General features: G+C 43.8%; 9 protein-coding genes. 3 read left to right on the plus strand and 6 right to left on the minus strand.

Annotation, left to right across the window (positions count from 1 at the left end):
• Positions 1–1,591 precede the first annotated feature (1,591 nt).
• Complete coding sequence (locus tag ACJJI8_RS18905) at positions 1,592–2,581, plus strand: right-handed parallel beta-helix repeat-containing protein (protein WP_444933368.1); 990 nt, start codon at positions 1,592–1,594, stop codon at positions 2,579–2,581.
• A 464-nt stretch (positions 2,582–3,045) separates the two neighbouring features.
• On the opposite strand, the gene ACJJI8_RS18910 is transcribed toward ACJJI8_RS18905, so the two are convergent.
• The 4 genes from ACJJI8_RS18910 to ACJJI8_RS18925 form a co-directional block, all read right to left on the minus strand.
• Positions 3,046–3,276 (minus strand): hypothetical protein, encoded by a 231-nt coding sequence (locus ACJJI8_RS18910; RefSeq protein ID WP_444933369.1) that lies wholly within the window; start codon positions 3,274–3,276, stop codon positions 3,046–3,048.
• Positions 3,277–3,452: 176 nt separating this feature from the next.
• The gene (locus tag ACJJI8_RS18915) at positions 3,453–3,806 is read right to left on the minus strand and encodes a DUF1428 domain-containing protein (RefSeq protein WP_444897492.1); all 354 of its coding nucleotides are present in this window, start codon (positions 3,804–3,806) and stop codon (positions 3,453–3,455) included.
• Positions 3,807–3,912: 106 nt separating this feature from the next.
• Positions 3,913–4,665, minus strand: a complete 753-nt coding sequence (locus tag ACJJI8_RS18920; protein ID WP_444933370.1) for a class I SAM-dependent methyltransferase — start codon at positions 4,663–4,665, stop codon at positions 3,913–3,915.
• A 911-nt stretch (positions 4,666–5,576) separates the two neighbouring features.
• A complete protein-coding gene (locus ACJJI8_RS18925) occupies positions 5,577–6,512 on the minus strand; it encodes an SPFH domain-containing protein (RefSeq protein ID WP_413662199.1) in 936 nt (311 codons plus the stop codon).
• Between the two features lie 448 nt (positions 6,513–6,960).
• On the opposite strand from ACJJI8_RS18925, the gene ACJJI8_RS18930 reads away from it, so the two are divergent.
• Complete coding sequence (locus ACJJI8_RS18930) at positions 6,961–8,247, plus strand: hypothetical protein (RefSeq protein ID WP_444933371.1); 1,287 nt, start codon at positions 6,961–6,963, stop codon at positions 8,245–8,247.
• A 545-nt stretch (positions 8,248–8,792) separates the two neighbouring features.
• Positions 8,793–10,067 (plus strand): hypothetical protein, encoded by a 1,275-nt coding sequence (locus ACJJI8_RS18935; protein WP_444933372.1) that lies wholly within the window; start codon positions 8,793–8,795, stop codon positions 10,065–10,067.
• 288 nt (positions 10,068–10,355) lie between these two features.
• Here ACJJI8_RS18935 and ACJJI8_RS18940 read toward each other — a convergent pair whose 3' ends face one another.
• Together ACJJI8_RS18940 and ACJJI8_RS18945 are read right to left on the minus strand one after the other, a co-directional pair.
• Positions 10,356–13,502, minus strand: a complete 3,147-nt coding sequence (locus ACJJI8_RS18940) for an efflux RND transporter permease subunit (protein ID WP_444933373.1) — start codon at positions 13,500–13,502, stop codon at positions 10,356–10,358.
• 13 nt (positions 13,503–13,515) lie between these two features.
• Entirely contained in the window at positions 13,516–14,757 is a 1,242-nt protein-coding gene (locus ACJJI8_RS18945; RefSeq protein ID WP_444933374.1) for an efflux RND transporter periplasmic adaptor subunit, read from the minus strand.
• Between the last annotated feature and the right edge of the window lie 4 nt (positions 14,758–14,761).

Genomic DNA, 14,761 nt, shown 5'->3' on the forward strand with positions numbered 1-14,761 from the left:
CCATTAGCGAGATTTTTTTGAGATAACACTCAATAATAATTAACCCACGAAGAAAGGAGGATATAGACAAAAATATGAGAGGTTTTTCTTTGCAAGCACGATTATTACTCAGGGTGATCACAAATTTTATCCGCTGCCTAAGCGAATACTTTCAAGCATGATCGTTAAATAACCATTATTCAGCACTCAAACTCGTACCTATCAGCCCCTTTCCTACAAAAATATAAAAATCACGTCAGCCTAAGTTCAGAGCTCGGCTAAACCAGGTAACTATTTTAGCAAATAGATTAATAAAAGTACCCCTGAGTATATTAACTCGCGAGTCAGACGTACTTTCCCTGCTTGAAACACTAACCATACCTGCTCCTATCCTGGCAGCATTCTACGAACAAGAGGCCATCAGCTACAGGCAAAATATATTAATAAGCAATTAAATACAGCTTTAAAAAGGAGCAATTAATAAGCCACTCCCTATAATTATTATCAAATACTGCAATCCAATCCGAGAAACATTTATCGGTACATTGGCGAAACAATGAAAACATCGAAGATGCATTTTATTTATGGAGATTACAGCCACCTCCATTATGAGTAATTACATTTTTGTCAACTATTCCAGTGAGAACATGATATAGAGCCAAAGCACGAAAGATTGCATTGCAAGATGGTAGCACTCCATTCCATTATATTTAAAAAAGGAGGCCGGTATTAGGCTTAACACTCAAAATACTGAGTGGATCACTATTGCTTGGTCAGCGACGGATTTCCGGACACCCCGTTTAACCTTCTTAGCCAATTCAGGGCATAAGGCACCTCTAATCGTGATCACGAAATTGGCAGAAAGGTACCAGAAGGTCAAACAACACTAATCAAATGAGGAGATACAACTGGGAAAAGTTATTATTAAAGCGCCATAATTCAATTTTTAATAGGGGCCTTAAAATAATTCTACAGTATATTGTAGGTATTAATGGTCGCAGACATTAGGCGCAGCATGCAACGAATGCCATCAGGGTCACAGTGCAGCAACTGCGGTCTTCAAGGCTTCCCTATGGGACTTTCGAGGCATCACAAAATTGTCCACCCCCTAGATATTCATGTGGAAGTACTGAACCACCTGGTTATTAGAGCCTATCACTCCCAGTACTTGATCATAGTCCCTACCCAGATTGCCACTTAAAACTACCCGGAGTATTGACCTTAAAGGAATTCAAAAAGTATTACCTGAGGTGACAAGTATCAGACAAGATAATTACACCCACTAATTCTCAATATCTATATAGGACAACCGACACTAAACATCTCCATATAAATATTAAAAATCAACACCAGTACTTCCCGGACAAACCTAACCTCATAGACCAAGGGAAACACCCAAAGACTTATAAAAAAATATAATTACAATAACCTCAAAACTCCAAAAAAATATTTGAAAAAAACAACCACACAAAGCAGAATTGTTGCTGCAATAACAGCCGTCCACTTTAACCACAAAACTGCATTGAAGACTCTAAAAAAACCATTTCAGGATACCTAAAAAACAAGGATAAACTAAACCTACTCATACCCTATTATATGGAAGGAATCATCAATGAATATCAAATTTTCTAAGTCTTTGACTGCGCCCATCTACTTAATGGTAAGCACTTCAGCCGTTATACTTTCCCCTCAATCACTTGCCGTTGAATGTTTTGATACTATTAATTCACCTACCACTCTTACAGAAAATTTACTATGTGAGTTAACGCCAGAAAACCCTTACGCTTTAACCATTACCGGCCCCTCAGGAAACCTGTATATGTCAGGTGATGGCGGAATCACATGCATCGGCGAAGCTGGAGAAACTGGACAATTTGGTATAATGGTTGAGGGTACCTCTCGTCAAGTTATCGGTGGGAGCGTAGAGAATTGTCCAGGGGGCATTCTGGTAGCCGGCTCCGGCTTACACTCAATTCTTCACACACAAATCACTAATTTTCTCCTCGATGACGGAATCAGAGCAGAGAGTAATAACAATCTAATACAGGGCAATATTATTACTAGTAATGGGGTGGATGGTGATGATGGCATAGATGCCAGTGGCGACTTCACTACAGTAACACAAAATATAATTAATGGGGCAGGTGACGAAGGAATAGAAATTAATGGCGCCTCAGCCTCTATCATCCAGAATTATACTGCAGGCAGTGACGATGACGGAATTGATCTAAACAGATCAGGAGCAACCATATCATTCAATATTTCTGAAAACAATGATGGTGGCGGAATCGTCATTAATGGAAACAACTCTTATATATCCCAAAACATTGCCTCCAATAATGGTGATGATGGTATTGAGATCTCCGACAGCGGCTCTAGCAACACAATCCTCCAAAACACAGTCCAATATAATGGTGACCAGGGAATATATATAGAGCAGTCAGGAAGTGTCGACAATGTAATTCGAGGCAATATATCTACAGATAATGTTGGTTTCGACTTGCTGGACCCATTTGCCGATCCCACCTGCACTAATTTAAATAATACTTGGAGCTCCAATACAGCCAATACTTCCGACCCTGACTGTCTTCGATTTCTCTAGCGTATCAAATAACTGTACTTGTAGATAAGTCCTACATTTACAGCGTGGGCGATCGATCATGGGGGTAGGCAGTGGAAAAAAGAAATTTAATAGCCGTGGATTGGCAACTTCCAGAGTTATGTATATTAGACAAGCCTACCCCCTAAATATAGGTACATTCAAATCCAAAAGAGCGATAATGAACCGAATAAAACCGATAACAATAATCACCCTAAATCTACTGGCATTGAATAAAATACACAACCGTGCAATATAGTTGTAACACTAACCACATGTTCCGGATCATTCGATATGGAGAACAAACTCCTACCATCTCCCAAACACCAACCTGACAAGTCCGTCGTGGGGCTACCATGGCGGCATGACTTGTAACCAAGGTCGTCAGGTCCGTAGAGGAGGCAAGTGCTTAACAAACATATACTCTTTAAGAGAGAAACATCTCTACTAAAGCCACCAGCCGAACATTAACCACCCCAAATGACCAGGATAAATAGTGCAAGATTGGTAGGAATTATAGTCATACCATTAACCAGGATTACCCAATTTTCCTGGGAGAGACCTAAACAATACCACATTGCGATATTGGGATTTGACGAATTTACCAAACTAAAGAAGTTAAGACCATCTTCGAAGCCGTGAAATGCAATTTCACTTTCTTTAGGCAGTGGATAGTCGCCACCAGCTTCGAGAATCACGAAGCCCAACTAAGCTGCAGAATATATCCACCCTCTTCAGGTGTAGCTGCACTCCAAATACAACTACGTATCAATCATTAACGGAACCTTCGCACTACTCAATTCACGATAAAATACTACCTCAAAGGCAACTCAAACTAAGCTATTGACATTCCGCAATGACCCACAAACATGCCTTATTCATCCAATATAATATTAAAGCCACCATAGATTAACCTCTTACCATCAAATGGCATAGGGTTTTGATCTGGATTCATCCTCGGATCATCCATAACCGCCTGCCATCCAGAGTCTCGAACCTCTTTAGAAGGCCAGAGGACCCAGGAGAACACTACAGTTTCATTGCCAGCACACTTTACGGCCAAAGGAAAAGAGGTTAATTCGCCTTCTGGAACATCATCACCCCAAGTTTCAACAACCTTTAGAGCCCCCTGCTCTTTAAATACCTCTGCAGCAATTTTTGCATGCTTAATATATTCTTCTTTGTTATCTGAGGGTACAGCTGCTACAAATCCATCTGCATAAGACATTTTTAACTCCCCGACATTTTCTAATTTAATAAGTTACTATTGAAATTAAATACAGATTTACAAAGCACTTCTACTGCCCTAATCTAGTGATAGCGATATCTCTCTATCACCAACCCTTCTTACACCCTACATAGAGCACAAAATCAAATGCTACCACTCGTTTCTCTTGTGGCATTTTCCAAACCTCCCTAGCCTTACGGTAGGCCCACTCCATAAATTCACCACCCATGCCATCTATACATCTCCGCACAGCCGAAAAAGTATGTATAAAATTAAAAAACTCATTCAGGTCCCAGACTGCTTCCATAGTTGGCTTCGAAACCTGTATAGTACTAAAAGGAAAGTCTATATCCTTAAAATGATTCCAGAGCAATTTGTTTTGTGGAGCCCAGTACGTCTCTATTGGACCCAAAATAAGATCATTGAATATTTGAGCCAGTTCTCCATCTAAGACTGGCCAGTTATAGCCCCAAGCTGAAAAAATACCTTTTGGCTTCAAAACCCTTAGAACTTCGGGCCAAAAATCATCAAGGTCAAACCAATGCAACGCCTGGGCTACACAAACCAAATCACAACTCTCATTTGCCAGGTCACACTGCTCAGTAGGTCCTACTTGATAGTGAATATTAGGGTGAGCTTTAGCCGCTTTTATTTGCTCGACACTAATATCAGATGCGTACACACTACTAAATAGTTTCGCCAATCCTATCGCTGCCTGACCACTACCGCAAGCACAATCCCAGGCAAGTTTATTTGATGGAGCCAAGCTTGAGAGACACTTATAAAGCTCTGGAGGATAGGTTGGCCTAGCAGTCTTATAAAGCTCACTCTTGTCACTGAATAGTTTTTGATGGTGCATTCCTGCCCCCAGGTTCTTTAAGCAGCCGCGGCAAGCTAATATATATGAGCTACTATAGCTGCACCTCTTATCCTAGCTCTTAGGTCATAATCAAAAAAACCATGTTATTCTTATTTATTAGCAGCTGGGACCCCCACCAAGCATTACCCTACCAATAACTTCTTGAGATGCAACAATTCATGTGAGACCAATACTGGCGCGACAGTGGACATCAATACTCCTGCCCAATACCAACAAACTATAAAATAGCGATACCTTGCCCTTCCGAGACATAATACGAGCATCATCTTCCAGGTAAAAACTTGACAGCTTCGATATCACGTATAATTTTCCGCCACTAGCTATGCAGACCAAATGCACATTAGGAGTCACAATAGAGCTTCGAAACAGCAATAGCACAAAAGACACTAAGAACTTTGCTTCAACGGCCTTCTAAACAGGAGAAACATAACCCTCCATCCAGGGTCAAAAATAATCCAAAAAATAAGAGTGCCTTGGAAATATCATCCACATATAAAGTGCTAAGGATTTATCTGGATTATCGATCATTCATATCATTGCTCGCATGAGAGCTAGGGTGATTATGCAGACTATCAGTGCTTTTATAAATACAATCAGTTCATACCCTAAATTGGACCAACCATAGTCGGGACTAGCTGGCTTGGACTCGCCGGTAAAATGCCTAGCAAAGATTATATCGGCCCATTGAATCAAATTACGACCAAAGATAACTGAAAAAGTAATATAAGCAGCGCCAGGACCATGAAAAAAAATATTGTAGTTGTACCACATAGAATATCAAGTACTGTAGCGCTGAGCAGTACGACATCGACTATCGGGGTAAAGTACTATCTAGGTACCCCGAAGCCACCAAAGGATAAGCCCATAGGCTTACCCCTCGGATGACCTTACTAGACTGGCTCGGGCTCTCTCAGCGGTCGTTGTTTTGCTACCGCAGCCGACTTATCAGGTAACGGCAAAGCGACAGGTACTTGCTGCGCCTGGCTGGTAGCCATTACCACAGTACTACCGTGACGTGCAGCAGTTACCAGTGCATCATTATCTGCAATGGCAGTCATAAAGCGCAACGCTTCGTCTGCGCTGGTACCAGCGCTGGTAAGAACCTTAATAGCCTCGGCTGCACTTTGTGCATATACCCGTCGTGCCTCCCCCATTTTCTCCATACGAATCTTTACGGACTCGCCATCAGCTTTAGCCTTACCCACTTCGCGCTCCCGGATCGCCTCAGCCTCGTAGGTAGCGGCCTGCTTCTCCCGCTGCATTTCCATAACTTTGTTAGCCTGAACCTCTACCGACTTGGGTAGCCGCGGCTCATCTGATAATACATCGACAATCTCTACACCAAAGTCGTGGAAAAATTGGCGAAGGCGCTCTTTAGCCTTATCAGCTATATGTTCTTTTTTGTTATAAACGTCTTCAAGCTCAATGCCGTTGGCAACAGGAATAGCTGCATCTGTCGCAAAAGACTTCAGCTGTGCCTGGTAATTCTCTAGATCATAGAGAGCTTTGTATGCAAGCTGCACATCCGACGACACCTGATGCTGAACCTTTAGAATCAAACCAAATGTGACATGATTACTGGTCTTTAGACTCAACTCAACAGGGGTTTCGTGTAGAGCCGTTGAGGCTTTTTTGTCTACCCAGGAAAGGTAGGGAATAATCAAGTTGAAACCAGGGGTGGCAGTTTTCCAGTACTTACCAAGAAATAGCACGAAGTGGTACTGCTTTGGCTCCACTATCACGATGGATTTAGCTAGCAAAAAAAGTACTACAGCTCCAAGTATCGCAGGCCAAAAAGGTAAAAGTGTAAAGAGTTGTTCCGGCATATTTTAAAAGCCCAGTCAGAATAAATTATATAAGATGTGCAAATTATCTTACTCAGCAAGGGGCAACCAATGGATAAGCAAATATACCCCCCCTACTAAGAGCACTCACCCACAGCTTACATCAACTACAACATGCTGGCCACAAAGCTACTGTCCAAAACCCAACTGTAAGTCTACTTCCCCCCAGTAGGGTAAAAGCAAATGTAAAGAACTTCACTAAAACCGCTACAGACCAATAAACAACAATTTTCCTGGAAAAACCCTTAAATAAAATCCGCACCAATAAAACCATTGTTAGTACAACTTACCATCACTTAACTACTCTTCTGCAACAAAGTATCCAAAATCAAATCTACAGCCATTTATCTTTAAGCAATTGTTTTTTGCGATTCAAGCCTATTCAAGTTACTTTACATGATATGGATGGGCTTTAAAAAGGAGGTACTTTGTGCCGGCTACAGAGCTCTCCAGAGTATTAGGTGCAGAGGAGGCTATGTTCACCGAGTTGGCAAGGCGAACTTGCGGGGGGACATTAGTAATCTCCTTTATCAAAGTACTCACTCCTCTTAGCGTTGAAAAATTGATAAGTGGTTTCGCATCGGCACATAAAATCTACCCACTTTTACAGGCAAGAGTTGAGTCCGGCAACAAGCTTCGATGGCGCTGCGACGTACCATTCGAGTCAATTCCAATTGAGATTCGAAAATTGAAGGAGCCTCTTGATTTCGAGGCTGAATTCAATCGTCGGGGTAAGACGGGCCTTGATGTTGAAAAATGCACATATACACTTTCTTTCTATATTAATTCCCATGACGAAGTTGAATGGATCTCACTAGTCAGCAGCCACGCAGCTTTGGATGGCCGATCAGTGATGACTTTATTCTGTATTTTGGACATATTCTTTAAAGATGTAGGAACATTCAGGTTGGGCGGACAACCACTTTATGAAGCTGTCGAAAGCTACTTTAGCTCCTCTAAATACTTTGCCCATGAAAAACCATCTTCTCAAAAAGATGAACTTTTTAATTGGCCCGTAGAGGAACCTGCTTTTGTATCAGAACGTGAAGGTCATGCTATATATCGGCAATTTCCGATTGCAGAAATCTCACAACTGGTAAAAATAGGGAAAAGTCACAAGGTAAGGCCAAGCGCCCTGTTTTGCGCCATTGCGATTCAAGCATCCAAAATATTACCCAACCATAAAGATTGGATAAAAATTTTACTACCCATGGATGTTCGTGAACTCTGCGGCACTGAAATTGGATTAAGTGCAGTAGGTGCTTTTTCATCAGCAACCACTCTTGAAATCATGCCCAATATAGACATAGAAGATACTTGGCAACTAGCGCGCCACTTACAGATTGAGCTTGATAAACAGGCGGAAGAAGGAGAACCATTCAAGTTCATGTTTCCCAAGAAATATAAACTCGAGGATATTATTGAATGGGCTCAGGATTATGAGGAAAAGAAATCTGTCTTTTCTGAAGGAATGTGTATATCTAATGTAGGCAGCATGAAAGCGCTTGGCACGGCAATGAAGTACTTTGAAATCATCACGGCAATTCCATTTCAAACACATGGGGCTCACCCTATCTCACTACTAACCTATTCAACGGTACGTAATTCAGTATTTATATTTTCGTACTGTGATCCACTCACAAAACGAGATAGCGTTTTGAATTTTGCAGAAAAATTCATTAACACTATCAAGAGGCTTTTAGAACCTGAGAACTAACCCTTGACTTAAAAAACGAACAAAAGCAAAAGTAAAGCAAAGGCGCCCATTACTCCCTAATCAGCCAAGGCCACCCCCCAAACAATTTCACCTTATGTACGATTCTCCAATAAAGAATCAATTGGTCACTACAAGTGACCACCAAAAATCAATGCAAGGAAATATTGGCAACGCCAACCAAGTACAGTCAGTCATATCATATACATCTCACAGATTCCACCAAACATCAACCTTAAGCCAATAAACCATATAAAATTCAGTACTTGATTTTTAATGTAACCTGCCAAAAGGAGGCGACGTTACTAGCTTTATTGAAAGGCATACATGTATTCCAAAGGAGCTATTGCCCCATACCCCCACTCAAGTAATGCACCTCAAACCAGTCAACATTAGATCAAGCCACGACAAATCTTAGCCAACACTTATGTATTCCGAACATGTATATATAGATAAGCAAGCAATATTTAGGTATCAATATCTTTGCATCTTAACTTCTATTTTATTAAGTTTGACATTAAGTCAATCTGTTCTTGGAAAGAGCACCTATGTCCAGCCGAGAGTTCTCCAGGGTGCTGGGGCCTGAAGAAGCATTATTTACCGAGCTAGCCAGGAGAACTTGCGGGGGAACCTTGCTGGTTTCCTTTTATAAAGTTCTAATTCCACTGAGTGTTGAGCAACTTAAAACTGCCTTTTCTTTAATCCATAAAATTTACCCCCTTCTACAGGCTCGTGTTGAGTCAGGTGAGCAACTGCGCTGGTATTGCGACGTACCCTTTGATGATGTCCCTTTAGAGATAAGAGGGCTTTCAAAACCCATTAATATTGAATACGAATATACTCGCAGAGGTAAAACAGGACTCAACGTTGAAGCATGTACATATACTCTTTCCTTCTATCTAAATTCACTCGGTAAAGTCGACTACATATCTATGGTCAGCAATCATGCTGCATTGGACGGCCGGTCTGCCGGGATCATATTCTACATTTTAGATTTGTATTTTTTGGATCAAGGAAGATTCAGGTTAGATAGACAGCCGTTATACGACCCTGTTGAGACCTACTTTGATTCAAGCAAGCATTTCTCCAACCAGCAAACATCTGGAATTAAAGAAAATTTATTTAAATGGCCAGTAGAAGAAGCCGCTTTTGTTACTGAACGGGAGGGCCATATTTTATATCGCAAATTTCCTATGGAGGAACTCTCTCACGTTGCAGCTATTGGCAGAAAACACAAAGTAAGACCTAGTGCGCTTTTTTGTGCTATTGCCATCCAGGCATCAAACATACTGCCAAATCACAGAGAATGGATCAAAATCTTATTACCCATGGATGTCCGCGACCTATGCGGCACCGGAATCGAGTTAAGCGTTATTGGTACCTTTTCTGCAGTTACCACTCTTGAGGTTACACCAGATATCGATATCGAGAACACCTGGGAGCTGGCAAAGCACTTACAGATTGAACTTGATCGGCAGGCAGTGTCCGGCGAATATTGTAAGTTTAACTTTCACAAGAACTATGATTTAGGGAATATTATTGAGTGGGTTGAAAAATACGAAACCAACAATCCCTACTTTCTTGAAGGATTATGCGTATCCAACTTGGGTAACCTGGAATCCCTGGGTGTGCACATGAATTTTTTTGAACCTATCATAGGTACCTCACTCCAAACTCACGGCGCCCATCCAATATCATTGAGCACTTATTCAACAGAAAAAAGTTCCGTTTTTGTCTTTTCATATTGTGACCCACTGACAAAAAGAAATAACGCTTTAAATTTTACTGAAAAATATATCAACACTCTAAAGAATTTGATATGAATCAGCTGCACATAAACTAGACGTCTCAAGCTATCGAGTCACTTTCGGCATGTACCACTCACAAAAACACAGCGCCATAAAAGCAATGCATTTAAACCATACGCAGTCTGTATATTAAACACTAAGATTATCTTACAGACTCATAGGGGAGTTTATTAGGAAGCCGAACGACCTGCACTCATACCTTTTGTTTAGAGCGTCACTAGGAGTCAATAAATTAACTGAATCTTGCCTCATTGGTTCTACACCTACTTCACCTCTTTTGTGAGGTGAAGTAGGCAGAAACATCTACTTAATAGAGTTTTTAGCCATCTCGTCTCCTCCCCTGCCATGCACAATCCGATAAAGTAACGGAAGTACAAACAGAGTTAGAAGTGTGGAAGAAATAATCCCCCCAATCACAACCGTGGCCAGGGGCCTTTGTACCTCTGCGCCGGTACCCACATTCAATGCCATAGGCACGAACCCCAAGCTGGCGACCAGAGCGGTCATCAGTACAGGACGAAGACGAATCATTGCTCCGTCAATAATCGAAACCAAAAGCTCACCGCCCTGTTGCCGCAGCTGACGAATAAATGACAGCATTACCAGGCCGTTTAAAACCGCAACACCAGAAAGGGCAATAAACCCAACCCCTGCAGAAATCGATAGAGGCATACCGCGCAGCCATAGAGCTAGCACCCCGCCAGTTAACGCTAAGGGAACTCCTGTAAAAATGATCAAGGCATCTTTGAATGAGCCGAAAGCCATTACCAGAAGACCGAGGATTACCAAAAGCGTCAGCGGGACAACGATAGAAAGACGCGTACTTGCAGATTCCAGTTGTTCAAATGTACCTCCATATACCAACCAGTAACCGGCAGGCAAAGACACCTGTTGTTGGATTCGGGCTTTTGCCTCCTCCACAAAAGATCCTAAATCGCGATCGCGTACATTCGCGGTTACCACTACACGGCGCTTGCCATTTTCACGACTGACTTGATTGGGAGCCGGTGTCATTTCAAGATTGGCTACTTCAGACAAAGGCACATAGCTACCTAGCGGGCTACCAGCGGGTAAAGGTACAGGTAAGTCACCAAGATTTTCATAGTCCCGGCGCAGCCCTTCCGGCAGCCTTACTACCAATTGGAAGCGGCGGTCACCCTCATAAATCAGCCCTGCAGATTCCCCTCCAATTGCGGTTGATACCAAGTCCTGTAGGGTTTTCAGGTCGATACCATAGCGGGCGAGCGCTATACGCTTGGGGACTACAGAGAGAACTGGCAGACCTTCAACCTGCTCTACTCGAGCATCGGCTACACCCTCAATCCCATTTAACACACCCAGGATTTGATTAGACGAAGCGACAAGCTGGTCCAGGTCATCACCAAATACTTTGATGCCCAGATCTGCACGCACACCAGAAATCAACTCGTTGAAACGCATCTGGATTGGCTGGGTAAATTCGTAGTTGTTACCTGGAAGCTCTCGAACGGCTGCTTCGATTTCTGCCACCAATTGCTCCTGAGGCAGTTTTGGATCGGGCCATTGATTTCTGGATTTTAGGGTCACAAAGTTATCAGCCACATTCGGAGGCATTGGATCTGTAGCTACCTCTGGAGTACCAATTTTTGCAAATACCTTGTCTACCTGGGGGAACTCCTTAATGCGCTGCTCTAGTAGACGCTGCATTTCCACCGACTGCTCGAGGCCAGTCCCCGGAATACGTAAAGCGTGTAGTGCAATATCGCCCTCATTAAGCTGGGGGATAAACTCAGAACCGAGAGTCGTAGCTAGCCAACTGCAAAACAGGACTAAAGCAAGAGCCCCTGATAGTACCAGCCAACGCACTTTCATTGCGGCAATTAAAAGCGGCTTGTACAGTGACTTAGTAGCAACAATCACCTTATTTTCTTTTTCACTGACTTTCCCGGTGAGAAAAACAGCAACCGCTGCAGGTACTACGGTGAGAGAAAGAACCAATGCAGCCAATAACGCCATAACCACAGTAGCGGCCATAGGGTGAAACATCTTTCCTTCGACACCAGTCAGTGTGAACAAAGGAATATACACCACCGTGATAATCAACACTCCAAAAAGGCTCGGGCGAATCACTTCATTGGTGGCCTGGAATACCAGCTCCAGTCGCTCTTGCAGAGGTAACTTAGCGCCCTTGCGCTGTTGGGCTTCGGCGAGCCTGCGAATCGCATTTTCTACGATAATTACAGCCCCATCGACAATCAGGCCGAAATCGAGCGCACCGAGACTCATCAGATTGGCAGAAACACCGGTTTGCACCATACCAAATATAGTGGCAAGCATGGACAGCGGAATCACAGCAGCCGTAATAAAGGCAGCCCGAATATTTCCAAGCAGCAAGAACAGCACGACGACTACCAGCAACGCACCTTCAATAAGGTTTTTCTGTACTGTAGCGATGGCTTTGTCCACGAGCGTCGTGCGATCGTAAACCGCTTCCACCTTTACACCTTCAGGTACAGTGGATTTTACTTGCTCCAAAGCTTCCGCCACATTGCGCGCCACCTCGCGGGAGTTTTCCCCCACCAGCATCATAGCGGTACCCAATACGGTTTCTTCACCGTCTCGCGTAGCAGCACCGGTACGCAGCTCTTTACCAATAGCCACTTCAGCAACATCAGAAATTTTAACCGGCACCCCGGATCGGCTGGTAATTACTACGTCTTCAATTTCTCCGATATTCTGTAGTTGTCCCGGTGAACGCACTAACAGTTGGCGTCCATTATTTTCCAGATAGCCAGCACCTCGACTTTCGTTGTTGCGACGCAAAGCCTCGGCAATGTCCTCCATCGATACGCCGAAGTTAAGCATCTGGCGGGGGTCCGGTGTTACGTGATACTGCTTGTTATAGCCACCGATAGTATTTAGTTCCGTAACCCCCGGAACGAGAGACAATTGCGGTTTAATAATCCAATCCTGAATCTCCCGCAGTGCCGTGGCGTCGTAGGGCTGACCATTGGGCTGGGTTGCTCCGGGCAGAGCCTCCACGGTATACATAAAGATCTCACCGAGCCCGGTGGCAATGGGCCCCATTTCCGGCTCCAACCCCGGGGGCAGATTGCTCTCGATGGTACCCAGGCGACTGTTTATTAAGTTTCGCGCAAAATAGAGATCTGTCCCCTCTTTGAAAACCACAGTCACTTGGGATAGCCCGTAGCGCGAAATTGAACGGGTGTACTCCAAGTTGGGAAGTCCGGCAAGTGCCGCCTCTACCGGATAGGTGATTCTCTGTTCAGCTTCTAAAGGCGAGTAACCAGGTGCTTCAGTATTAATCTGCACCTGAACATTGGTGATATCGGGGACCGCATCAATAGGGAGTTTCTGGTAACTCCAAACCCCTAGCCCCACCAGAATAAAAATTAGGGACAATACGAAATAACGCCGCTCAATGGAGAAGCGCAGGATGCTTTCAATCATCTTCTGGCCTCAATTAATGGTGGTGAGCAGCGCCGGATTTCTCTATATCCGCCTTGATTAAGTAACTGTTTTCAGTGACGTAGCGGTCTCCAGAGTTGAGTCCACTTAATACCTCTGTAACCCTGCCATCGGTCCGCCCAAGTTCCAGTGGGCGAATCTCATAAGCATCCCCTACTTTTACAAACACAACGGTCCAATTGCGGAAGGGTTGTAGCGCTTGATTTTCCACCACTAAAGGCGCGGGACTCTCATTGGTGACAACATCAGCTTGAACCATCAGGTCTGTTGTCCAAATTTCCTCTGGATTCTCAATCATCGCGCGGGCTATTGCGAAAGGCGTGCCATTGCCCCCCGGTGCCAAGCTGACAATTGTCGAATCAAATGAGAGCCCATCGGCGGTAATAGAAACTTTTTGTCCGCGAGCAATTTGTCCCCGGCGAGTGGGGAATACTTGAAGCTCTGCCCATATTTGCTTGTAGTTCGCAATCGTAAACAGTACCCGGTCACCGCTAAACTCCCCTCGACTGGCCTGCTTATCGATAATCTGACCGCTGATAGGCGCTATCAAGGAGTAAGTTTGCAAGCTGTCATTGGACTCAATTGTTGCAAGCTTTTCTCCTTTCTGTATTGAATCTCCCAACGCTTTCTCAATCGTGACAACGGTGCCTGGATAACGAGCACGAACATGACTGAGGCTGCGATGATCGATAGTAGTTTTACCGTAAAGGGTAATACGCTCTTGAATAACTCCCGGTGCGGCTATCGCAGTTTTAATGCCGGCCTTTTCCGCCGTGCTTTCATCTATCTTTACTCTTCCTTCATGTGATTCAAACTGCCATTTGGCACGGCCTCGCTTGTGAATCAAAGAGAGCTCAATGTCGAATGAATGGGGTTCAGCCAGATGTTCTTGGCTGCGCCAGTAATCAATATTTGCATCACGGTATAAGGCAATATGTTGCGATTCACCCCCAAGTCGAACCAGAGTTAGGGTCAATTCTGCATTGTCCAGCGCTTTTCCGTCTTCCTGAATCCATGCGCGAAACTCAGCCTTACCACTCCGCTCTACCAGAGCCAGCTCAACCACAAGATCCCCCTGCTCTAAGAGGCGGCCCCCATGTGGCCCTTTACTTTCTTCTTGATGATGCTCTCCACCGTGGGAGCCACTGGCATAACTAAAATTTGCCACCCACCCTTGAGGTACCAAAAGGATTAGGAACAGCATCGCTAGCTTAAAAGTTCTATTTAATCTGCTCATTTTT

It is taken from the genome of Microbulbifer maximicatervae (SeqCode), assembly GCF_052467695.1.

Bases quoted from the DNA above. Each gene is read 5' to 3' on its own strand.
- ACJJI8_RS18945 (WP_444933374.1), bottom strand. From the start codon at position 14,757: ATGAGCAGATTAAATAGAACTTTTAAGCTAGCGATGCTGTTCCTAATC.
- ACJJI8_RS18915 (WP_444897492.1), bottom strand. From the start codon at position 3,806: ATGTCTTATGCAGATGGATTTGTAGCAGCTGTACCCTCAGATAACAAA.
- ACJJI8_RS18940 (WP_444933373.1), bottom strand. From the start codon at position 13,502: ATGATTGAAAGCATCCTGCGCTTCTCCATTGAGCGGCGTTATTTCGTA.
- ACJJI8_RS18905 (WP_444933368.1), top strand. From the start codon at position 1,592: ATGAATATCAAATTTTCTAAGTCTTTGACTGCGCCCATCTACTTAATG.
- ACJJI8_RS18925 (WP_413662199.1), bottom strand. From the start codon at position 6,512: ATGCCGGAACAACTCTTTACACTTTTACCTTTTTGGCCTGCGATACTT.
- ACJJI8_RS18920 (WP_444933370.1), bottom strand. From the start codon at position 4,665: ATGCACCATCAAAAACTATTCAGTGACAAGAGTGAGCTTTATAAGACT.
- ACJJI8_RS18935 (WP_444933372.1), top strand. From the start codon at position 8,793: ATGTCCAGCCGAGAGTTCTCCAGGGTGCTGGGGCCTGAAGAAGCATTA.